This window comes from Shewanella sp. 2_MG-2023, from assembly GCF_030548905.1.
Classification (GTDB): Bacteria; Pseudomonadota; Gammaproteobacteria; order Enterobacterales; family Shewanellaceae; genus Shewanella; species Shewanella electrodiphila.
Map to the genome: position 1 here is coordinate 24,050 of NZ_JAUOSO010000026.1, position 20,688 is coordinate 44,737.

Here is a 20,688-nt window from a genome sequence, read left to right on the forward strand (position 1 = left end):
TTTATGATACGCGGTTATCAAACAGACCTTATTTTACCACTCTCGGCATCAATTTTATAAAAATGAACTCAATCACGTTGATATTATAAAGCGCCAGGTTGTAGATGTTTGGCCATAGGAAAATGCGCTTTAAGCTTATTCAGTTTTTCTTGATTGACCACCAGTAGCATCCTATCGCCATGTTGATATTTCTCAGCGATTTCGCTCAATGTAGGAATGCTTTCACGACTGGCATCACGTCTTACTAACTCATTAATATCGGTTAAGCTATGGTGGTTAGCACTAATTGCCTCATGATTAACACCATCTTGAGTCATATCAGAATAAAACGTATCTATTTTTTGTAGTAATGGCATGGCGGCAATAGGAAGCAATCCTGCATTATCATTTTCATTAAATAATAAAATTTCACCTTCGGCGCCATAACTTTCAAATGCATCTTGGTAATGGCTTTGCGTGCCACTATCAAAACGATCATTATTGAGATTAAAAAAACGTTCCCAAAATAATCGTCTGTCTTTACCTGAAGTAATTTTATGCTGCACTTCAATGCGCTTAGAAGCGACGAAATCAAATAATGGACTCAATGATTGAGGTAATAACGTTTCAAGGCGTGAGCGAATGGTACGAGCGAATACAGGCGCAGCACCAGCAGTACTAATCGCGACGACTAATCTTCCTCTGTCGACAATTGACGGGGTAATAAAGCGGCAGAAACTTGGATTATCGACAACATTTACCCAAATTCCTTTTTGAGTGGCCAAAACCGCATAATCCATATTCAGCTGTTCATTAGCCGTCGCCATGTAAATAACATCATAATCAGCAATGTCATCAGCGTGAACTGCACGTTGATAAAGCTTGATACGACCCTTTTGTTCATAAACACGGATTTCGGCAGCAATATCTGGCGCAATAACGTCGATTTCGGCTTCTGTACGAGATAATAAATCTAACTTTCTGGTTGCTACTTCACCAGCACCAACAATTAATACACTTAAATTTTTAGTATCCACAAACAATGGAAAGTATTGCATTGATTCGTCTCGAAATATCACAATGACCTGACTATAACCAATTTAATCAGTGATTGTCCTAGTCAATTTGGCTATCAAAGATAATCAATTAATATGATTTAACTCATTATCTTTGTTTTGGATCATTGGTTATGGCTATTCGCTATTGGTATTCATTATGTATATTAGTTATGAGGTGTACTTTGGGGCGAACTGCATTGCCAACACAATTCAAAACTGCCGTCATTCATTTCATGACAATGTAAACATTGCCATTGAGGACGATCCATATCATGTGATTCAAGAATTGAGCGAGCTTGCTCTAATTGATTTTGGTTAACCCATAGATCGACAGTTTGCATTTCAGTAGGAAGTTCGCCGACTCCCCCTACTAATGCTTCGCCTGTGAGCTCGACCATGATGCCATTTGTTTCCAGTAGTCCTTTCCAAGTGTGTGCCTGGAGCAAGTTTCCACCAGTTAATAGTACTTTTCTATCTTCCATTATTATCCTTACTGCTATTGCTCTGCTGGCAAATTTTTAATTATCCTACTTGCAAATGGTTCTTGCTGTCGAGCATTGATTAAACTTTATACTCAATATATGCTCATGTTAGTTCTAAAAGGAGAACAATATGAATCTTCAAATATCAGGCATCTTTCAAATTACCAGCTGGGATGAAACCACCGATATCCAGCACCCTGATGGCGCGAAACAAACGTCAGCAAGTATTACCCAAATGTATTCTGGTGATCTTGAAGGGGTCAGCCAGCCTAAATACATTATGTGCTATACCGCCGACGGCATGGCAGTATTTTGCGGTTATGAGAACGTTGAAGTGAGTGTTAGTGGTAAATCTGGCAGTTTCGTATTACAGCATGATGGCAAGTTTGAAAATGGCATTGCCAGCAGCCGTTTTATGATTGTGCCTAATTCTGGCCAAGGTGAGTTAGTTAATATTCAAGGACACGGTACTTTTACTTCTGGTGAAAAAGGCCAAGCCCATTATCAAATCGAAGTGACTCAATTATGATCCCATTTACGATTACTCGGTTACATACCAATTTTGGCATTATCAAAGCAAAAGGGCTGTGGGAGGCTCAAGCGGTGGACAGTACCCAGGTTAACGTTTTAGAGCAACTTTCAACGGATGGTTGGGTTGAGCTCGATGTATTACACCCTGCTAATGGCCAGTTTATTGCTGCAATTTCTCCTCTCGTCTTCCAACATTTGTTATCCCAACAAAACGCTTAATTCGCTAAATGACATTCACAAAAAAGCCACTCAATATTGAGTGGCTTTTGGGTTCGCTAATTATTAGCTATTTCCTTAATAAGTTAATCATTAAGGCATAACAGCGTCTTGATCAGCGCCTTCTTTTTCAATCTCAACAGGCATCATATGTTCACGACAGATCCCAAGCTTAATCGCTAAGAAACTTGCAACGTAAATAGATGAATAGGTACCCACAAAGATACCGCACAGCAATGCTGTTGCGAATCCGTGGATCATCGTGCCACCTTTAAGGAACAGTGCAATCACTACCACAAGGGTTGTCCCTGTTGTAATAATGGTACGGCTCATAGTTTGAGTAATTGACTTATTGACGACTTCATTAGGGCCGCCTTTACGCATCTTGAGGAAGTTTTCACGAACACGGTCATATACAACAATCGTATCGTTCAATGAATACCCGACAACGGTCAATAAGCCCGCTAATACAGTCAAATCAAACTCAAGTTGTAAGATTGAGAAAACACCTAAAGTAACGATAACGTCATGAGCAAGTGCCGCAACTGAACCCATTGCTAAGCGCCATTCAAAACGGAATGATACGTAAATCAAAATACAAATTAACGCAACAATAACGGCTAAACCGCCCTGCTCGGCTAACTCTTTACCGACTTGAGGTCCAACAAACTCAACACGCTTTTGAATCACGTTCGAATCAATTGAACGAGCAGCTTCCATAACGGCACTAACTTGGTCATCACTTTTGATTTCTTCTCGTACCGGAAGACGAATTAATACGTCACGGCTTGAGCCAAAGTTTTGAACCACCGCACCTTCTGCTTCATCAGCATCAAGTCCGCTGCGCAGTTGAATCAAATCAACCTGCTGAGAAAACTCAAGTTCAACGACGGTACCGCCAGTAAAATCAAGTCCCCAGTTGATGCCTTTAACCCCTAAAGAGAGTAGAGAACCAACAACAAGAATAACCGATAAAAGACTGATAACCTTCGCATGCTTAAGGAAGTCGATCGCTTTGGTAACTGAAAATATTTGTAACATAGTCGACGTCTCCTTAAATAGACAGTTTCTTAACGCGTTTACCACCCCACATGAGATTCACGATGACACGTGTTCCCACAATAGATGTAAACATAGACGTTGCGATACCTATCATTAGTGTGACTGCGAAACCTTTTACAGCACCAGTACCCACAGCAAATAGAATCAAGGCAGTCATAAAGGTTGTGATGTTCGCATCGGCAATGGTAGAGAATGCATTCGCATACCCTTCATGAATTGCCTGTTGAACACTACGACCTGCTAACAACTCTTCACGAATACGTTCGAAAATAAGCACGTTGCCATCAACAGCCATACCGACTGTTAGTACCATACCTGCGATACCTGGCAGGGTTAATACTGCACCTGGGATCATCGACATTACACCCACAACCATCACTAAGTTAGCAGTTAGCGCTAAGTTTGCGATGACGCCAAATGTACGGTAATAAATAAGCATAAAGATTAAGACAACTATCATGCCCCATATCATCGCCATTTTACCGTTTTCGATATTTTCAGCACCAAGACTTGGACCAATTGTGCGTTCTTCAACAATCGTTACCGGCGCTATCAAAGCACCTGCACGTAGCAGTAACGCTAAACTTTGTGCTTCAGCATGGTCAAGTCCATTAATCACGAAGTTACGGCCAAGACGTGCCTGAATAGTTGCAACTGAAATGACTTCTTCAATCTTAGTCATTTTCACTGTGCCATCTGGGTTACGTTGTCCGCTATCTTTATACTCAATAAATAAAGTCGCCATTGGGTTACCAATGTTGTCTTTAGTCACGTTTGAGAAGATATTACCGCCTTTAGCATCAAGGTTAATTGACACCTGTGGACGACTGTATTCGTCAAATGAAGGTTGAGCACCAGTGATATGATCACCCGTTAGCATCACTTCTTTTTTCAATACAGCAATACCGCCAGAACGACGTGGGTAAACTTCAGATGATGCAGGAACGCGGCCAGCAGCAGCTGCGGCTTGGTCAGCTTTATCATCTACCATGCGAAATTCAATCGATGCGGTTGCACCCAAAATCTCTTTTGCGCGCGCAGTATCTTGAACACCTGGTAACTGAACAATAATACGTTCTGCACCTTGACGTTGTACAACTGGCTCAGCAACACCTAACTCGTTAACACGATTACGAATAGTAGTGATGTTTTGCTGAAGTGCGTCTTCTTTGATTTGACTCAAATAAACATCACTCATGCTTGCGTATAAAGCATAGTTTTCGCCAACGCTACCGTCGGTGAATACCATTTCATTGCTTAACGATTTTAAATAACGTTCAGCTTTAGCAAGATTGTCAGCATCACGGAACTTGATTTCTAAGCCTTTAGCCGTTTTACGAACGCCGGCATAACGGATTTTCTGTTCACGTAATTGGCTTCTGAAATCAGCAATTTTGGCTTCTTCCATCTTACGAATGGCTTCGCCCATATCCACTTCCATTAAGAAATGAACACCGCCACGTAAATCAAGACCCAATTTCATTGGCGTCCCACCCATGGCATCAAGCCATTCAGGGGTAGCTGGCGCTAAGTTTAATGCAACGGTATATTTGTCACCTAAACTTTCTGCAATTGCTTCTCTTGCCAATAATTGCTGTTCAGCATTTTGAACACGGACAATTAATTGTCCATCTTCGAGCTCAGCGCGCTTTACCGCAATGCCTTTACTCTCAAGTAATCCATTTACTGACGATAGTGTTGAAGCTGTTACTTCTGCGCCACGAGTCGCTACGACTTGTACCGCATGATCCTCACCATAAAGGTTTGGAATTGCATAGAAACCACCAATGGTGAGGACAAGCAACACCATGATGTTTTTCCACATTGGGTATTTATTTAACACACCTGAGCCCTCTTGGCTTACAACGACTGGATAGAACCTTTAGGCAATACCGCTGCAACATAATCCTTCTTGATAGTGATTTGACTTGTTTCATTGATGCTCAATAAAAGGTAATCACTGTCTTCGCTGATTTTAGCAATCTTGCCTAAAATGCCGCCGCTTGTTAGCACTTCATCGCCTTTGCTTAATGCTGACATTAGGCTTTTGTGCTCTTTAACGCGCTTTGACTGAGGACGGAAAATCATAAAGTAGAAAATCAAGCCAAAAACTACTAGCATGAAAATCAGTTCCATCGTGCCGCCACCTTGTGGTGCGCCAGCTGCGTTTGCGTATGCATTTGAAATTAACATATTACTCTCTTCTTGTTTTCTAGATTAAAAATCAGTCTTGTAATTCTGGTACTGGTGGGACTTCACGACCCAACTTAGTATAAAAATCCGTAACGAAGGCGTCTAATGTACCCGTCTGAATAGCACCACGCAAACCTTCCATCAAAATTTGATAGTAACGTAGGTTATGAATGGTGTTTAAACGCGCACCTAAGATCTCATTACAGCGATCTAAGTGATATAAATAAGCACGTGAATAATTCTTACAGGTATAACAATCACAGCTTTCATCTAAAGGAGCGGTATCATCGCGATGACGAGCATTACGAATTTTGATGACACCTTCAGAAGTAAATAAGTGACCGTTACGGGCATTACGAGTTGGCATAACACAGTCAAACATGTCTACACCACGGCGAACGCCTTCCACTAAATCTTCTGGTTTACCCACGCCCATTAAGTAACGCGGTTTTTCTTCTGGTAGCTGAGGACAAACATGCTCTAAAATGCGGTGCATGTCTTCTTTTGGCTCACCAACTGCCAAACCACCCACGGCGTAACCATCGAAACCGATGTCAGTTAAGCCTTTAACGCTTTCGTCGCGTAAATCTTCATATACACCACCTTGAACAATACCAAATAAAGAATTTGGATTTTCTAAGCGGTTAAACTCGTCACGTGAACGTTGTGCCCAACGCAGAGACATCTGCATTGATTTACGTGCTTCGTCATGCGTTGCTGGATACGGAGTACATTCGTCAAAAATCATCACGACATCGCTGCCTAATGAGTTTTGGATTTGCATAGACTTTTCAGGGTCTAAGAAAATCTTTTCACCATTAATTGGTGAACGGAAATGTACACCTTCTTCGGTAATTTTACGGATGTCGCCCAAGCTAAATACTTGGAATCCACCTGAATCGGTTAAAATAGGACGTTGCCAGTTCATGAAGTCGTGTAAGTCACCATGCTTGCGCATAATTTCTTCACCAGGACGTAGCCATAAATGGAATGTATTACCCAGTAAAATATCCGCACCCGTCGCACGAACTTCTTCTGGTGTCATACCTTTAACGGTGCCGTAAGTGCCAACTGGCATAAAAGCAGGTGTTTCAACCGTGCCACGTTCAAAAACTAAGCGGCCGCGACGTGCGCGTCCGTCTGTTGTATCAAGTTCAAAATTCATAAATCACCTTGCCAGATAAACAGTCTGACTCGTTGTTGTTGCATAAGACATGAGGGCATAAGTGATAACTTCAAGTAATAAGTTAAAATTAACCCAAAAAAATACCCACCTCTGTGGGCGGGTATTTTAGATCAAAATCAATCGTTACGGGGCTTTTTTCGTTAAAAACATGGCATCGCCATAGCTAAAAAAGCGGTATTTTTGTTCGATCGCGTGTTGATAGGCATTCATTACATTATCAAAACCTGAAAATGCACTAATTAGCATGATCAAAGTTGATTCTGGTAAATGGAAATTAGTCACCATGGCATCAATGACTTTGAACTCGTAACCTGGGAAAATAAAAATATCAGTGTCGCCTTTAAACTCAGCTAATGGATTATCACCACTTGCTTTGGCCGCACTTTCAAGTGAACGAACCGACGTAGTACCCACTGCAATGACTCGATGACCTGCTTGTTTGGTTGCCGCGATTAAATCAACCACTTCTTGAGAGACTTCAGCCCACTCAGAATGCATCACATGCTCATCAATGGTATCAACACGAACAGGTTGAAAAGTCCCAGCCCCGACATGCAAAGTCACAAAAGCAATATTCACGCCTTTGTCTTTTAATGCAGCCAGCATTGCATCATCAAAATGCAAGCCTGCAGTTGGCGCAGCTACTGCGCCAGGAGTTTGATTGTAAACCGTTTGATAACGCTCTTTATCAGCATCTTCGTCAGGACGGTCAATATATGGAGGAAGTGGCATATGACCCACTTCTTCTAGCACTTCAAGAATCGTTTTATCAGAATCCAGTTCTAATTCGAATAGCGCGTCATGACGCTTAAGCATCTTCATTTCATAACCGCCATCTAGGATGACAATTGAATCAACTTTCGGCGATTTTGAACAACGAACGTGAGCAAGAATACGCTTATCATCAAGCATTCTTTCAACAAGAATTTCGAGTTTACCGCCTGAGGCTTTTTGGCCAAATAGACGCGCGGGAATAACACGAGTGTTATTAAACACCATCAAATCGCCACTGTTTACTTTCGACAACACGTCAGTGAATTGCTGATCTGCTAATGCACCGCTATTGCCGTCAAGGGTCAATAATCTTGATGCATTTCGCTCCGCCATTGGGTAGCGGGCAATAAGTTCATCTGGTAAATCAAAAGAAAAATCAGCAACGCGCATATCTATACTCTTTTAAAGACAATAAAAACGGCCGCTAGTCTAGGACTACCGCCCATGAATATCAAGTTTAGACGGTGATTTAATCTTTGGTTTGCCAGCAGCAGGAAACAAATATCTGAATGTGATTGAGTAAAGAATCGATCTACATTGAATGCTGAACCAAATTTCAGTTCAGCTTTTAACCGTTCGGAGGGTTACTTAATATTGGGCGATTTGAATTGATGGATATTGCTATCTAATTCTGCAGCAGATTTTGCTGCATCAGTTTCTTCAGCTAAAGAGTTATTTTCAGGTAGAAAAGATTGCTTTTCGAATCGAAGGTCAACTTCAATTTTGGTACGCTTGCGATTAGGTTGTTGACCCAGTACTGACATTATCCAGTTTTTCATCATCCATGATCCTTAAACCGATTTTTATAATTAGACGTAACATCCCTGAAAAATAATACCAATGACATTTGAGTAGAAATCTATATGATTGAAACTAGACTTAAAAGATGTCAGCAGGCGTTTAACTTTTCACTACGTGGTTAAGCATCATACTGAAAAATTCAAAAAATAAAAGTACAAAATATGAACTTTCTTGCTCACCTACATTTAGCCGATATCAGCAATACTCATTTGGCAGCCAATCTCGCTGGTGACTTTGCAAAAGGCGATATAAAACACTTCCCACAGCATTTACAGCAAGGGATTTGGCTTCATAGGCAGATAGATCAAATAACTGATAGCCATGAATTAATTGTGGACTTAATCAAATTATTCCCAAAATCATCTCGCCGAGTCGCACCAATATTGGTGGATTTAGCCTTTGACCATTACTTGGCCTTTTATTGGGATGAATATCATCAGGAGCCTTTGGCTGACTTTACTCAAAAAGCTTATCGCAGTCTTGAGGACACTTCTGACTTACCGGAAAAGTTGCAACTCATCATTCCCAGCATTATCGAACAAGATTGGCTATCCAGCTATCAAACTAAACAAGGATTGAATAAAGCCATTGAAGGCGTGAGTCGGAGAATTTCAAAACCTGAATTGTTTAACACGGCCATCAAAGATGTAGATACATTATATGTCGATATTGAAATTGCATTTAGAACCTTTTATCCGCAATTAATGGCATACAGTCGAATTTATAGTAGAAAAACACCTGAGCAATACCTGCCATAGTCAGGTCAAGCACCGACGCGTATAATCCACCAGAGCAAGCTAGATTAGACCATTATTGTTATTCGCTGTGCGTTAATCATTACTGCACAGCGAAAACTTTGCTAAAATACCCCACTATTTTGTAAACCGATGCGACTTCATGCAAATTTTTGATTACCAACCACCTAGTATTCCTTGGCTAGATATCCGTTATAAAGACCGCGATATCATTGTCATCAATAAGCCAGCTGGATTACTCGCTAATCCGGGTAAAGCACCTGCGACACATGACTGTGCTATTACACGAGTGCAAAAACTATTTCCTGAAGCCATCTTAGTGCATCGTTTAGACTGTGATACCTCAGGTGTAATGGTATTTGCTCGTAATAAGAAGGCCGAATCTCATTTAAAGACCCAATTTCAAGACCGTAAAACCAAAAAGGTTTATATCGCAGAGGTTAAGGGCCAACTTGAGAGTGACTCAGGCACTGTAGATTTGTCATTAGCAGCCGACAAAACTAACCCGCCTTTTCAGATTGTATCTGAACAAGGAAAAACAGCGGTTACGCATTATGAAGTGATTGAAAGACACCCAGAGCATACTCTGGTTAAACTGATGCCAGAAACAGGTAGAACACATCAACTGCGCGTTCACATGCTAGCACTCAACCATGTGATATTAGGTGATGCATTTTATGCTGATGAGAATACCGTCTCGCTAAGAGATAGATTGAGCCTGCACGCGCAAATGCTAACAATTACCCATCCTTACACGCAAAAGCAGCGAACCTTTTTCAGCAAGCACCCTTTTAGTGACTAAGGTAAAGGGCTAGCAGCTAAGATTTAGTGATTTAGTGATTTAGTGATTTAGTGATTTAGTGATTAGTAATTTGCCCAATGACTAAAATAAAAAAACCGCTCATATGAGCGGTTTTTTTAGCTTGTAAAGTAGTCTTTATTAGCTGTTTTCTTTCGCTTCCGCAGCTTCACATGCTGCAGCAGTGAATACGACATCGGTAGAACTGTTTAATGCTGTTTCAGCAGAGTCCTGAACCACACCAATAATGAAACCAACAGCAACCACTTGCATCGCCACATCATTTGAAATGCCAAATAAGCCACAAGCTAATGGAATTAATAATAGCGAACCGCCAGCAACACCTGACGCACCACAAGCTGATACCGCTGCAACCACACTTAATAACACAGCGGTTAAGAAGTCGACTTGAATACCTAAGGTATTTGCAGCTGCAAGCGTCAGCACTGTAATCGTAATTGCCGCGCCGCCCATGTTAATGGTTGCACCTAATGGAATGGATACTGAGTAAGTATCTTTATGAAGTTTTAACTCTTCACACAATGCCATATTCACTGGAATATTCGCTGCACTTGAGCGCGTAAAGAATGCAGTCACGCCACTTTCACGTAAACATTTCAGTACCAATGGATAAGGGTTACGTCTGATTTTTACGTACACAATAATCGGGTTAACCACTAATGCGATAAACAGCATTGAACCCACTAACACACCCAATAATTGAGCGTATCCCGCTAATGCTTCAAAACCTGTGGCTGCAATTGTGCCAGAAACCAAACCAAAGATACCAATAGGTGCGAAACGAATTACGAAACGAACGATTTTAGTTACGCCGTCACTTAAATCTGACACCACTTTCTTCGTTGAATCACTCGCATGATGTAATGTGATCCCCAGACCCACAGCCCACGCTAAAATACCAATATAGTTACCTGTTAATATGGCATTTACTGGGTTATCTACAATTTTGAATAGCAATGTATTCAATACTTCTGCAATGCCTTGTGGCGGGTTAGACCCTTCAACACCACCTGCAAGTAATAACGTTGTTGGAAATGCAAAACTAAATGCCACAGCCGTTAATGCAGCAGCTAACGTGCCAACCAAATACAAGCCGATAATAGGTCGCATATTGGTTTGGGTGTTTTTCTTTTGATTTGCAATTGATGATGCCACTAAGACAAACACTAAAATAGGTGCAACAGCTTTCAACGCTTCAACAAATAAACTACCTAAAAATGACACTTGAGTAGCTGCTGAGGTTGAAACTGTGGCGAGGATAACACCGAGAACAATACCGACGAGAATTTGTAGCACTAAGCTACCGTTAGCAACCCGCGCTAACAGTGATTGATTTTGATTCATTGCTTGACCTATGATTATTATATTTATGGCTTTTAATAAGCTCTAATATTTGTGCGGCTTTTAATAAGCTCTGATAGGTATATATCGGATGAAATGGCTAAAGTCTAGTCTGAGGGCAAAATGATACGCTAATATTACTCACTAGTTCCAAACAAACTACATTTAGCCAACATGTGACCAATTATAATGCAGTAGGTTAAAACCCTAGCAAAACCACTATTTAGCACCACGTAGCATGGCATCGATTAATTCATGGGCATCAAATTTGGTTAGCGCTTCATTGGCGCCGACTTGCTTAGCTTGACTGACACTTATCTCACTGGAAAGCGAAGTATGCAAAATGATGTACGCGTTCGCTAGCTCAGGATTGTTCTTTACTTCAAATGCTAACTCATAGCCATCAAGTCCTGGCATTTCAATATCACTGACTAAAATATTAATAGGTTTTTGTTGGGCTGCTGCATCACGCATTATTTGCAATGCATCATGACCATCTGAAGTCACATCATATGGAATGTTAATCGAGTCGAGCGCATCGGATAATTGCTTTCTGGCAACCTTGGAATCATCCACCAATAAAATACGCATCGGCTTTAATTGTTCACGCTGAACATCTGTCAGTATTGCGCGGTTTGCAGCTGGATCATGTGGGAATATTTTAGCCATCAGAAGTTCAACATCAAGTAGTTGAACTAATTTATTATCTAAGCGCGTCACCCCAGTTAAAAACACATTATGACCTAGGTTGGACGCTGGCGCTTCAATGTCGCGCCAATTACACTCAATGATTTTATCAATGGCTCTGACTAGAAAACCAATCACCATTCTCTGGCAATCAGTGATAATCACATAACAATCTTTTTGCTCATCTGGCGAAATAGCTTTAAAGCCAATAGCTGCTGCCATATCAATCACGGCAATAGTATTACCGCGAATAGTCGCTGCGCCAAGAATTGATGGGTGAGAACGTGGAATTTTGGATAAATTACTAAATGGGACAATTTCGCGGATCTTCAACGTACCTAAGGCAAATTGCTGAATATGAGAGAGATGAAACAGTAACAGCCCCTGAGATTGGCTCGCTTTGCTCTTCATAAAATCACCCATTAAAATACATTAAATTGAGTTAACCATACCGATAATAACATATCAAATTTAGGCGAAACTAATTGAGTTTTAGGGGTTAAAGTTGTGACTCTATTGGCAATAATGCAAGAAAATCCGCAAAGAATTTGCGCCAAAAACCTGCGCCTGGTTCTGCATAAATAACCTTGCCATCTGTATTGTCTATCCAGACCAAGTCGCCATCTTCGATAGCGAGTTCATAGGCTTTAGAAACGGCTGACTCAGTTAACCCTGCAACCATGTCTTTGGCTAATTGTTGACTTTCAATCGCAATGCCCATTTCGGTATTAATCAATGCTGAACGAGGGTCGAAATTAAAAGAGCCGACAAAGACCATGTCTTCATCAATGACGAATGTCTTAGCGTGCAGGCTGCTACGACTACTGCCCTTCCAGCTGGATTTTTTCTCAGTTGGACTGCCTTTTACTTCGTAAATTTTAACCCCGCCTTCAACCAACTTTTGACGGTACTGCTGATAACCTGCATGAACAGCAAGTACATCCGTCGCCGCTAAGCTGTTTGTAACAATGGTAATGTCTTTACCTTGTTTAACTCCTTTAATAAAAGCATTGGTTGCCGCATCTCCTGGAACAAAATACGGTGACACAATCACTAATCTTTGCTGAGTTTGATTAAAAAAGTAGTTTAGATCATCAAGTAAAATGGGAGTGTCGCTACTCGCTTTGAGCTTATTAGGTGGGTCATAGACAACATCAGCTTTACCCCAGTACCACTGCACAGACTGGTTTTTAAGCCTTTCTAGCAGACTGCTGTTCTCAAGGCGTTTATAGTATTCACTACTCGCTAATGTCGCTTTATAATCTGCCGCTTCTTGGATCAATAGTTCAAGGTTGGTATTTATATCGTTGGCAGGAACAAGTTGTTGAATGCTTTGAACTTGTTTAGAGTTCCAATAGGTATCAAACTGGGTTGAGACGTCATCAACAGCCTCACCGATAGTCAGTACATCTAAGTCACCAAATTCGACATCTTCGTTTGCAGAAAAATATTCAGCGCCAATATTTCTGCCGCCCACAATGCTCACTAAGTTATCTATGGTTAATGACTTATTGTGCATGCGATGATTCATGCGAGTGAAATTAGTAATGAATGCAATGCCACGATAATGTCTTTCATAGGAAGGGTTAAATAGCCTTACAGAAATATTAGGATGATTAGCAATCACCATCCATCCATCATCATAGCTAGCAGTGGTCATATCATCTAATAAAATACGCACTCTCACACCACGCTCAGCTGCTTGATATAAAAACAGCGTGAGCATCTTACCGACATCATCATTGCGATAAATGTAGTACTGCAAATCAATGCTTGTTGTTGCGCTTTCAATCATTGCTAAACGAGCGATGAATGCATCAAGGCCATCAGCTAAGGTTTTAACACCGGTTAATTCTGGTTTTTTATGCGATTCGACATATTCCGCTAACACTGAATCTTTGGGGGGAGCAAGTTTATATTGAGGCTCTAAAGGTTCAAATTCCACCTGAGATGCACAACCGGAAATAAAAAAGGCAAACACAAAACATAAGATAAATATGTATTTATTGTTGTGCATTCACCGATTCCTTTCTCGTTATGGATTTAAACCTTTGATCCTATTCTAGGACAACTCATTCTAGGATAACTAATCTTGCAAAGCATATAGCACGTCAAAAACTAATTGATCCCAGCCTTCTGAACTAAATGCGATATCGCGGATACTGCGCACTTGGCTTACCGCGTGAACAGGGGCAGCGCCATTATCCATCAAATAATACGCCATCATAATACCCGTTCTATCTTTGCCTGAGCGACAATGTATCAACACGGCAATATTATCAGCCTCACATTGACGAATAAATGCCAGCGCTTTTGGCGCTTGTTCAGTGCAAATAGCAACGTCACCTTCCTGTGGCGGAATATTTCTTGAAAAAGGCGTACACAGGTAGCGAATACCTAACGCTGCTAGTTGATCCTCATCGACACCTTCACCGTTATTGAGCGATACAATCGCACCAATACCAGCGGTTTTTAACTCTGCGACATCCCATTCATGTTTATTGGGACCACTTCGACCGGCGATAACGCCATCTACTAACCAAAATAACTGCTTCATATTTAATGGTTACTCTTAAATTTATGATTCGGGTTTATTTATCATTTAACGTAGAATCAATCCCTGAACCTCATAAGCTTCCATTATTCAAATGGTATTATTGAGCACTGTCATCTTTATCGCTATCTTCTTTAGCAATACCAGCCCAAATATCAACATTAACAGGTGCTTGTTTTTTCTTCTTTTTCTTACCCGTACCAGCTGGTTTTGCCATTGGCTTTTCTACAGCATATTCATCGTCAGGCATTTCTTCATCAGGTTCAAAGCCAACAAAGGTTTCACGCTCTAAACGAATTTTGTTCTTTTTTTCGATAATACTGAAATGATGGTAATCAGCATGGGCAATCAAAGATAACGCTAAGCCCACTTCACCAGCACGGCCACTGCGACCAATACGGTGCATATAATCAGCTGGGCTTCGTGGTAAATCAAAATTAATCACCACTGGCAGTTTCTCAATATCTAAACCACGGGCTGCAATATCGGTAGCAATTAACACTTCAATATCGCCTGCTTTAAAGCCCTCTAAAACGCGGTTACGCGCGCCTTGACCTTTATCACCATGAAAGACTTCCGCAGTAATGCCACGCTTTGATAATTTATCGGCTAGATGCTTACAGCTATTTTTCGCATTGACAAAGATAAGCGCTTGGCGCCATTTATTTTGCTTAATTAGTTCAGCAAGAAGCGCAGTTTTCTTTTCACGATTGACCGTGAACACCCGTTGTACTAATGTGCTGGCATCCGCACTCTGCAGTTGGATTTCAACAGGGTCTTGCAGCAGATTATCTGTCAGTGTGCGAACTTCTTCAGGGAACGTCGCAGAGAACAACAAGGTTTGTTTTTTCTGTGGCATTAAGGCAAGCAAAGATGATAACTCTTCAGTAAAGCCAAGACTCAGCATTCGGTCAGCTTCATCAAGCACTAAGGTTTCAACTTTATCTAACTTAATCGCATTGCTCGAAATCAAATCAAGTAAACGCCCAGGAGTTGCCACTAAGACATCTGTGCCGCCACGTAGCGCTAACATTTGCGTATTGGCTGATACACCACCAAACACGGCTGTTGATTTAATTGCACCATTAAAATGAACAGCATAAGACTTCACACTGTCAGCAACTTGTTTTGCAAGCTCTCGTGTAGGCACTAGCACTAATGCCGAAACAAAGTTGCCTTTATCTTTTTTAGCACCTTGTTGGGCTTGATGGATCTTTTGCAGAATAGGTAAAACAAATGTAGCAGTTTTACCTGAACCCGTATTGGCGCCAGCTAATAGATCTTTTCCTGCAATAACACTCGGAATAGCCTGTTCCTGAATAGGTGTTGGCGTTTTATATTCCATTTCCGCAAGACGATTGTTAATAGGTGCAATAAGGCCAAGTTCGGCAAAAGATGTTGCACTTGTCTGCGAAGTAACAGGAGAGTTGTTAGCTGATGTCATTAATTATGGATGCTCAAATAAAATAGAAATTGGATATAGCTTTGAGAGTATTTTAGCTTATTTGAGCAGGTTAAGTTAGCGATATTGCGCATGCTATGCGCATTTAATAAGCTAAATGATACATAGCAGCTAAAAAGTGGACTCAAGCTAGATTAGAAATGATTAAAACTAAAGAAATCCCCTCATCAATAGCTCGCTAATATTTAATGAATGACTTCATTCGCTCTTAGCTTAATCTTAGTGAATCCATCTTTTACAAGTTGACCCCTTCCAAGTTCAATAAAAATTGCTTCATTTCAAGTCCGTAAGCATAACCCGTTAAGCTGCCATCTTTGCCAATCACTCGATGACAAGGCACAATTATCGCAATTGGGTTTGCGCCATTTGCGGCGCCAACAGCCCTAACCGCTTTGGGGCGCTTAATCGTATCGGCAATGGCCGCATAACTACAAATATCGCCAAAGGGCAGCGCCTTTAATGCTTGCCAAACTTGCTGCTGAAACTCAGTTCCTTTGGCTGCTAATTTGACATCAAAATCTTGCCTTTCACCAGAAAAATACTCGCGTAATTCTTCAATAGCTTGAATAACAAAAGCTTTCGCTTGATTGACCTCTCCTGAGTCCGCCTGAGATAACGCATCCAGTGTGGTTGATTCAGCGACCACTTGTAAGTGAGTCAGCCCATGCGTTGATGCTTGTAGTTTCAGATAGCCCACAGGACTAGCAATAACCTGTTGAAACACTGGCGGTTGATTATTAATTTTCATCATTTTTCCATAATTGAAAGGTTAAATAACTGCCCCAAGGGCTGACTTGCTGACTGATTTTCTCTACAAGCTGTTGATAATATTTAGATGTGAAGTCTGTCGTAGTTCCTAAAGTAATGTCTTGCTTTGCTATGAGTGCTTTAAGTCTATTTTTAATCACTAAATCGCCACCTAAAAAGATATTAGGGTCACTTTCTCCGCGCATTCTGGCGTAAGCAATCGTCCACGGGCCTATGCCTTTCACCTCAATCCAGGCTTCGGGTGAGGCTAACGGGTTATCAGCAACGAATTGACCTAAGCCGTTTAATGCACGTTTTCTGGCGCCAGGCATTTTAAACTCATCAAGTCCTGCTGTGGCAACCTGTTCAGCTTTAGGAAAAAACAGCACTTCTCGCTGGCCTATGACTGCTTTATCGCCGTAATTTACTGCTAGCACATTAAGCAATTTACTCGCCTGAATGACGCTCACCTGCTGCCCTAACACAGCTCGGCAACCCGCCTCAAAAACTGATGCTGCCGCGGGGATCCTAAGGCCAGATGATACATGCATCCCCATAGACACTAATGGAGAAAAAGAAGCTTCTATTACATCCATATCAGCGTCTAAATCTAATATTTTTCTTACATATTGAACAACTTGAAATAAATAGCCAATATCTTGCTCACGTTCGAATTGCACATTCAGTAACAACTGGTTTTTTGCGTTAACTTCTGAGATTTCAAATGTGCCTCTAATTGAAATATCATCAAAATCCAGTGAAAAACTACGTCCATATATGAGCGACTGTTCATCAAGCCACTCCATACCTTCAACCGCGCGAACTTTGTAAAATGCCCATAAATCAGACCATAAAAATGGCGGACGGTAATCCAGCAATAAGTTAATCCCATGGGAGAAACTGGCATGTGTATCAAGAGCTGGTTTGTTTTTAATCCCTTTCCTGGCAATAGGATTAGTATTCGTTTTAGCAGACGGTGAACGCCTTAATTGAGATGGCGTCAGTTGCAGTTGCGCTTTAAACACTTCATTAAATCGTCTAATACTATTGAAACCTGCCGCCATGGCCACATCAGTAATAGGTAGCTGTGTTTGATGCAATAATTGTTTAGCAAACATTAACTGGCGGTATAGAGCATATTTTTTGGGCGATGTTCCAAGTTGTTTGTTAAATAATTGACTCAAATAGCGAGAACTTATGCCAAGACGTGCAGACAATTGGGTTAAAGATTCTGCATTCTCACCACTTAAACACCCTGCATCAATCAAGCTAATGGCCCGCAGTAAACTGGTGTTGGTGCCTTTCCAAGCGTTAGATTGCGGCGCACTGTCAGGCCTGCAGCGTAAACAAGGTCTAAGCCCTGCTTCTGCAGCTTTGATCGCTGAATCAAAATAAATCACATTTTGCTCTTTTGGCGGCGATGCTGGACAAATTGAGCGACAAAAGATACCTGTGGTTTTAACCCCAATGAAAAATCGGCCATCAAAACGTGCATCTCGACTTAGTCTTGCTTGTCTGCAGGTATCATCAGGTAAATGGCAATGATTGTAAGCAAGCGAAGACAAACCCACTGGCATCTCGTTTGATTGATGGGTATCCGTTTTATTAATAGTTTTCATGGCGGCGTAAACTAACTCACAATCTTAAAATGTGAATCTACTTTAACCAAAGTTGTCGCCACTCACTAGCGGAAAGCGGAACTCAATGTAGATTTAATGCTGACATCAATTGTCATAATCAATTCAACACTTCGTTCACAAGTTACGGTATCCTATCGTTAACTAATATTTGTTTGAGCTGTTGATGTTTAAATTTTTCGAATCGTTAACCAATCCCCTTCCTCAAGAAGAGCCGTCGCAAGCCCCTAAAGGCGTATATGCTTTCTGCCGTCATTACACTCGCGGGTTTGAAAAGCATCTAATCATTATGTCGATATTAACCGCTATTTTGGCCATTTTAGAGGTGTCATTATTTGGTTTTATGGGCAAATTAGTAGACTGGTTAGTCACTAAAAACCCTGAGACATTATGGCAGGATGAAGGGAACACCCTCATTGGTATGTCCGTAATTGTCTTAGTGGTGATCCCTGCATTGGTCTGGCTGCATGCTTCTATTGTTCATCAGACACTCTTGGGTAACTACCCGATGGCGATACGCTGGCAAGCACACCGTTATTTGCTTAAACAAAGCGTTTCGTTCTATCAGGACGACTTTGCCGGACGTATTGCCACCAAAGTCATGCAAACCTCACTAGCTGTCAGAGAAACCGTGATGAAATTGCTTGATGTACTGATGTACATCATTATTTATTTCACCTCAATGCTAGTGATGATTGCCAGTGCTGATGTGCGTTTAATGCTACCGATGCTAGTGTGGTTATTTGCTTATGTTGCTATTCAGTGGAAACTCGTGCCGAAATTAAAAGCGATTTCTACTAAGCAAGCTGATGCACGCTCGACCATGACAGGACGAATTGTTGACAGTTACACCAATATTTCAACCGTAAAGTTATTCTCGCACACCAAACAAGAAGCAGATTACGCCCAAGACAGCATGATGGGCTTTTTACAGACTGTGTATGGTCAAATGCGTCTAGTAACTATCATTAACGTGCTGGTTCAAGCAATTAACTATTTGTTGGCATTTACCATTGCGGCAGTATCAATTTGGTTATGGGCAGATAACGCCATCACTGTGGGTGCGATTGCTATCGCTGTCAGCTTGGCATTGCGCCTTAATGGCATGTCTCAATGGATCATGTGGGAAATCAGCTCACTGTTCGAGAACATAGGTACAGTAACAGATGGGATGAACACCTTATCAAAACCGATTGAAATTGAAGATAAAACAGATGCGAAAGATATCGTTGTAGACAATGGTAAAATTGATTTCAATGATGTCAGTTTTAATTATGGTGAAGCATCTGGTGTCATTAACGACTTGAACTTGAACATCAAAGCGGGCGAGAAAGTCGGTTTAGTCGGCCGCTCTGGCGCAGGTAAATCTACATTGGTAAATTTGCTAATGCGATTTCATGATGTAGAAAAAGGCCACGTTGCAATTGATGACCAAAAGATCACCGATGTCACTCAGGACTCTTTGCGCTCAATGATTGGCATGGTGACTCAAGATACCTCATTACTGCATCGCTCCATTCGTGAAAACATCCTTTATGGCGATCCAACAGCGTCAGATGAGCAATTACTGGCGGCAATTGAACAGGCTCAAGCCAGTGAGTTCATTAAAGACTTATCAGATCCCTTTGGTAATACTGGGCTTGATGCACAGGTCGGCGAGCGCGGTGTTAAATTATCAGGTGGTCAACGCCAACGTATCGCGATTGCCCGTGTGCTGCTTAAAAACGCGCCAATTTTGTTACTCGATGAGGCAACATCAGCTCTCGATTCTGAAGTAGAAGCAGCGATTCAGGAAAGTTTATATGAATTAATGCAAGGTAAAACTGTGATTGCCATTGCCCATCGTTTATCAACCATCGCAGCAATGGACAGGTTAATTGTCTTGGACAAGGGCAAGATAGTTGAACAAGGTACGCACCAGGAATTGATAAAGTCGGGGGGTATTTATGCGCAGTTATGGGCACACCAAACAGGTGGCTTCCTCGGTATAGATTAATCGCTTAATAAAATAACGATTCGTTTTCCCCTACTAAGCCGTTCAATGCATGTTGAGCGGCTTTTTTAGTGGTTTGATCAAGCTCTAATTAAACGAACCCAGTCAATCACACATGTATTGGGTTACCTGCGAAAACTGAGCATTCCACAAAAAAGGTCAGAGATGTAGAAGGAATTAGAAATAGAAATAGAAATAGAAATAGAAATAGAGACAGAGACAAAAATAGACTTAGATTTATGAAGTAAGTAAAGAAAACACAACGACTTTAAAGTACGAATTTAATATTTGAAATGAAAAATTTTTAGATAGGTAAAACAGGAATAAAAAAGAAATGGTGGTCGATACTGGGCTCGAACCAGTGACCCCCTCCTTGTAAGGGAGGTGCTCTCCCAGCTGAGCTAATCGAC

General features: G+C 41.2%; 20 protein-coding genes. 5 read left to right on the plus strand and 15 right to left on the minus strand.

Translation table 11 applies throughout. From position 1 onward, the window contains the following. Positions 1–83: 83 nt before the first annotated feature. Both Q4600_RS19685 and Q4600_RS19690 read right to left on the minus strand, forming a co-directional pair. Entirely contained in the window at positions 84–1,037 is a 954-nt protein-coding gene (locus tag Q4600_RS19685) for a bifunctional precorrin-2 dehydrogenase/sirohydrochlorin ferrochelatase (RefSeq protein ID WP_303518145.1), read from the minus strand. Between the two features lie 164 nt (positions 1,038–1,201). Beyond that, positions 1,202–1,519: a DUF2007 domain-containing protein gene (locus Q4600_RS19690; protein ID WP_102526688.1), complete on the minus strand. Its 318-nt coding sequence runs from the start codon at positions 1,517–1,519 to the stop codon at positions 1,202–1,204. Between the two features lie 130 nt (positions 1,520–1,649). Between Q4600_RS19690 and Q4600_RS19695 the strand changes: the two genes are divergently transcribed. Both Q4600_RS19695 and Q4600_RS19700 read left to right on the plus strand, forming a co-directional pair. Beyond that, on the plus strand, positions 1,650–2,048 hold the full coding sequence (locus Q4600_RS19695; RefSeq protein ID WP_102526687.1) for a DUF3224 domain-containing protein: 399 nt from the start codon (positions 1,650–1,652) through the stop codon (positions 2,046–2,048). Then, the gene (locus Q4600_RS19700) at positions 2,045–2,269 is read left to right on the plus strand and encodes a hypothetical protein (protein WP_303518139.1); all 225 of its coding nucleotides are present in this window, start codon (positions 2,045–2,047) and stop codon (positions 2,267–2,269) included. The genes Q4600_RS19695 and Q4600_RS19700 overlap by 4 nt, the downstream gene beginning before the upstream one ends. Before the next feature lie 90 nt (positions 2,270–2,359). On the opposite strand, the gene secF is transcribed toward Q4600_RS19700, so the two are convergent. The 6 genes from secF to Q4600_RS19730 all read right to left on the minus strand — a co-directional run bounded on the left by secF (position 2,360) and on the right by Q4600_RS19730 (position 8,263). Next, entirely contained in the window at positions 2,360–3,307 is a 948-nt protein-coding gene (gene secF / locus Q4600_RS19705; RefSeq protein WP_102526685.1) for a protein translocase subunit SecF, read from the minus strand. A gap of 13 nt (positions 3,308–3,320) precedes the next feature. Further along, on the minus strand, positions 3,321–5,171 hold the full coding sequence (gene secD, locus Q4600_RS19710; RefSeq protein ID WP_303518135.1) for a protein translocase subunit SecD: 1,851 nt from the start codon (positions 5,169–5,171) through the stop codon (positions 3,321–3,323). A 17-nt stretch (positions 5,172–5,188) separates the two neighbouring features. Then, positions 5,189–5,521: a preprotein translocase subunit YajC gene (gene yajC, locus Q4600_RS19715; protein ID WP_102526683.1), complete on the minus strand. Its 333-nt coding sequence runs from the start codon at positions 5,519–5,521 to the stop codon at positions 5,189–5,191. Positions 5,522–5,552: 31 nt separating this feature from the next. Continuing rightward, positions 5,553–6,686 (minus strand): tRNA guanosine(34) transglycosylase Tgt, encoded by a 1,134-nt coding sequence (gene tgt, locus Q4600_RS19720; protein ID WP_102526682.1) that lies wholly within the window; start codon positions 6,684–6,686, stop codon positions 5,553–5,555. A gap of 144 nt (positions 6,687–6,830) precedes the next feature. Next, the gene (gene queA, locus Q4600_RS19725; protein ID WP_102526681.1) at positions 6,831–7,871 is read right to left on the minus strand and encodes a tRNA preQ1(34) S-adenosylmethionine ribosyltransferase-isomerase QueA; all 1,041 of its coding nucleotides are present in this window, start codon (positions 7,869–7,871) and stop codon (positions 6,831–6,833) included. Positions 7,872–8,065: 194 nt separating this feature from the next. Continuing rightward, complete coding sequence (locus Q4600_RS19730) at positions 8,066–8,263, minus strand: hypothetical protein (RefSeq protein ID WP_102526680.1); 198 nt, start codon at positions 8,261–8,263, stop codon at positions 8,066–8,068. 180 nt (positions 8,264–8,443) lie between these two features. Here Q4600_RS19730 and Q4600_RS19735 point away from each other — a divergent pair, with 180 nt between their 5' ends. Together Q4600_RS19735 and Q4600_RS19740 are read left to right on the plus strand one after the other, a co-directional pair. Then, positions 8,444–9,040 carry an ACP phosphodiesterase gene (locus Q4600_RS19735; protein WP_102526679.1) on the plus strand — a complete coding sequence of 199 codons (597 nt, stop codon included), beginning with the start codon at positions 8,444–8,446 and terminating at the stop codon, positions 9,038–9,040. 139 nt (positions 9,041–9,179) lie between these two features. Then, positions 9,180–9,839, plus strand: coding sequence for an RluA family pseudouridine synthase (locus tag Q4600_RS19740; RefSeq protein WP_102526678.1), 660 nt, complete (start codon positions 9,180–9,182; stop codon positions 9,837–9,839). Positions 9,840–9,977: 138 nt separating this feature from the next. Here Q4600_RS19740 and sstT read toward each other — a convergent pair whose 3' ends face one another. The 7 genes from sstT to Q4600_RS19775 all read right to left on the minus strand — a co-directional run bounded on the left by sstT (position 9,978) and on the right by Q4600_RS19775 (position 18,267). Then, the gene (sstT, locus tag Q4600_RS19745; RefSeq protein ID WP_303518127.1) at positions 9,978–11,201 is read right to left on the minus strand and encodes a serine/threonine transporter SstT; all 1,224 of its coding nucleotides are present in this window, start codon (positions 11,199–11,201) and stop codon (positions 9,978–9,980) included. Positions 11,202–11,417: 216 nt separating this feature from the next. Continuing rightward, positions 11,418–12,296 carry a chemotaxis protein CheV gene (locus Q4600_RS19750; RefSeq protein WP_102526708.1) on the minus strand — a complete coding sequence of 293 codons (879 nt, stop codon included), beginning with the start codon at positions 12,294–12,296 and terminating at the stop codon, positions 11,418–11,420. Positions 12,297–12,384: 88 nt separating this feature from the next. Further along, a complete protein-coding gene (locus tag Q4600_RS19755; protein WP_303518123.1) occupies positions 12,385–13,902 on the minus strand; it encodes a phosphatidylserine/phosphatidylglycerophosphate/cardiolipin synthase family protein in 1,518 nt (505 codons plus the stop codon). Between the two features lie 69 nt (positions 13,903–13,971). Further along, positions 13,972–14,442 (minus strand): dual specificity protein phosphatase family protein, encoded by a 471-nt coding sequence (locus Q4600_RS19760; RefSeq protein WP_229372127.1) that lies wholly within the window; start codon positions 14,440–14,442, stop codon positions 13,972–13,974. A gap of 97 nt (positions 14,443–14,539) precedes the next feature. Continuing rightward, positions 14,540–15,883 carry a DEAD/DEAH box helicase gene (locus tag Q4600_RS19765; protein ID WP_303518121.1) on the minus strand — a complete coding sequence of 448 codons (1,344 nt, stop codon included), beginning with the start codon at positions 15,881–15,883 and terminating at the stop codon, positions 14,540–14,542. A 253-nt stretch (positions 15,884–16,136) separates the two neighbouring features. Then, a complete protein-coding gene (locus Q4600_RS19770; RefSeq protein ID WP_303518119.1) occupies positions 16,137–16,649 on the minus strand; it encodes a methylated-DNA--[protein]-cysteine S-methyltransferase in 513 nt (170 codons plus the stop codon). Continuing rightward, positions 16,639–18,267, minus strand: a complete 1,629-nt coding sequence (locus Q4600_RS19775; RefSeq protein WP_303518117.1) for an Ada metal-binding domain-containing protein — start codon at positions 18,265–18,267, stop codon at positions 16,639–16,641. Before Q4600_RS19775 ends, Q4600_RS19770 begins: the two co-directional genes overlap by 11 nt. A gap of 184 nt (positions 18,268–18,451) precedes the next feature. Between Q4600_RS19775 and Q4600_RS19780 the strand changes: the two genes are divergently transcribed. Next, on the plus strand, positions 18,452–20,281 hold the full coding sequence (locus tag Q4600_RS19780; protein WP_229372119.1) for an ABC transporter ATP-binding protein: 1,830 nt from the start codon (positions 18,452–18,454) through the stop codon (positions 20,279–20,281). Positions 20,282–20,688: the final 407 nt, after the last annotated feature.

What these genes read in the sequence shown, in the direction of transcription:
- Q4600_RS19770 (WP_303518119.1), bottom strand. Translation starts at nt 16,649, where the DNA reads ATGAAAATTAATAATCAACCGCCAGTGTTTCAACAGGTTATTGCTAGT.
- queA (WP_102526681.1), bottom strand. Translation starts at nt 7,871, where the DNA reads ATGCGCGTTGCTGATTTTTCTTTTGATTTACCAGATGAACTTATTGCC.
- sstT (WP_303518127.1), bottom strand. Translation starts at nt 11,201, where the DNA reads ATGAATCAAAATCAATCACTGTTAGCGCGGGTTGCTAACGGTAGCTTA.
- Q4600_RS19740 (WP_102526678.1), top strand. Translation starts at nt 9,180, where the DNA reads ATGCAAATTTTTGATTACCAACCACCTAGTATTCCTTGGCTAGATATC.
- tgt (WP_102526682.1), bottom strand. Translation starts at nt 6,686, where the DNA reads ATGAATTTTGAACTTGATACAACAGACGGACGCGCACGTCGCGGCCGC.
- Q4600_RS19755 (WP_303518123.1), bottom strand. Translation starts at nt 13,902, where the DNA reads ATGCACAACAATAAATACATATTTATCTTATGTTTTGTGTTTGCCTTT.
- Q4600_RS19760 (WP_229372127.1), bottom strand. Translation starts at nt 14,442, where the DNA reads ATGAAGCAGTTATTTTGGTTAGTAGATGGCGTTATCGCCGGTCGAAGT.
- Q4600_RS19690 (WP_102526688.1), bottom strand. Translation starts at nt 1,519, where the DNA reads ATGGAAGATAGAAAAGTACTATTAACTGGTGGAAACTTGCTCCAGGCA.
- Q4600_RS19730 (WP_102526680.1), bottom strand. Translation starts at nt 8,263, where the DNA reads ATGATGAAAAACTGGATAATGTCAGTACTGGGTCAACAACCTAATCGC.
- Q4600_RS19765 (WP_303518121.1), bottom strand. Translation starts at nt 15,883, where the DNA reads ATGACATCAGCTAACAACTCTCCTGTTACTTCGCAGACAAGTGCAACA.
- yajC (WP_102526683.1), bottom strand. Translation starts at nt 5,521, where the DNA reads ATGTTAATTTCAAATGCATACGCAAACGCAGCTGGCGCACCACAAGGT.
- Q4600_RS19685 (WP_303518145.1), bottom strand. Translation starts at nt 1,037, where the DNA reads ATGCAATACTTTCCATTGTTTGTGGATACTAAAAATTTAAGTGTATTA.
- Q4600_RS19750 (WP_102526708.1), bottom strand. Translation starts at nt 12,296, where the DNA reads ATGAAGAGCAAAGCGAGCCAATCTCAGGGGCTGTTACTGTTTCATCTC.
- secF (WP_102526685.1), bottom strand. Translation starts at nt 3,307, where the DNA reads ATGTTACAAATATTTTCAGTTACCAAAGCGATCGACTTCCTTAAGCAT.
- Q4600_RS19695 (WP_102526687.1), top strand. Translation starts at nt 1,650, where the DNA reads ATGAATCTTCAAATATCAGGCATCTTTCAAATTACCAGCTGGGATGAA.
- Q4600_RS19735 (WP_102526679.1), top strand. Translation starts at nt 8,444, where the DNA reads ATGAACTTTCTTGCTCACCTACATTTAGCCGATATCAGCAATACTCAT.
- Q4600_RS19700 (WP_303518139.1), top strand. Translation starts at nt 2,045, where the DNA reads ATGATCCCATTTACGATTACTCGGTTACATACCAATTTTGGCATTATC.
- Q4600_RS19775 (WP_303518117.1), bottom strand. Translation starts at nt 18,267, where the DNA reads ATGAAAACTATTAATAAAACGGATACCCATCAATCAAACGAGATGCCA.
- Q4600_RS19780 (WP_229372119.1), top strand. Translation starts at nt 18,452, where the DNA reads ATGTTTAAATTTTTCGAATCGTTAACCAATCCCCTTCCTCAAGAAGAG.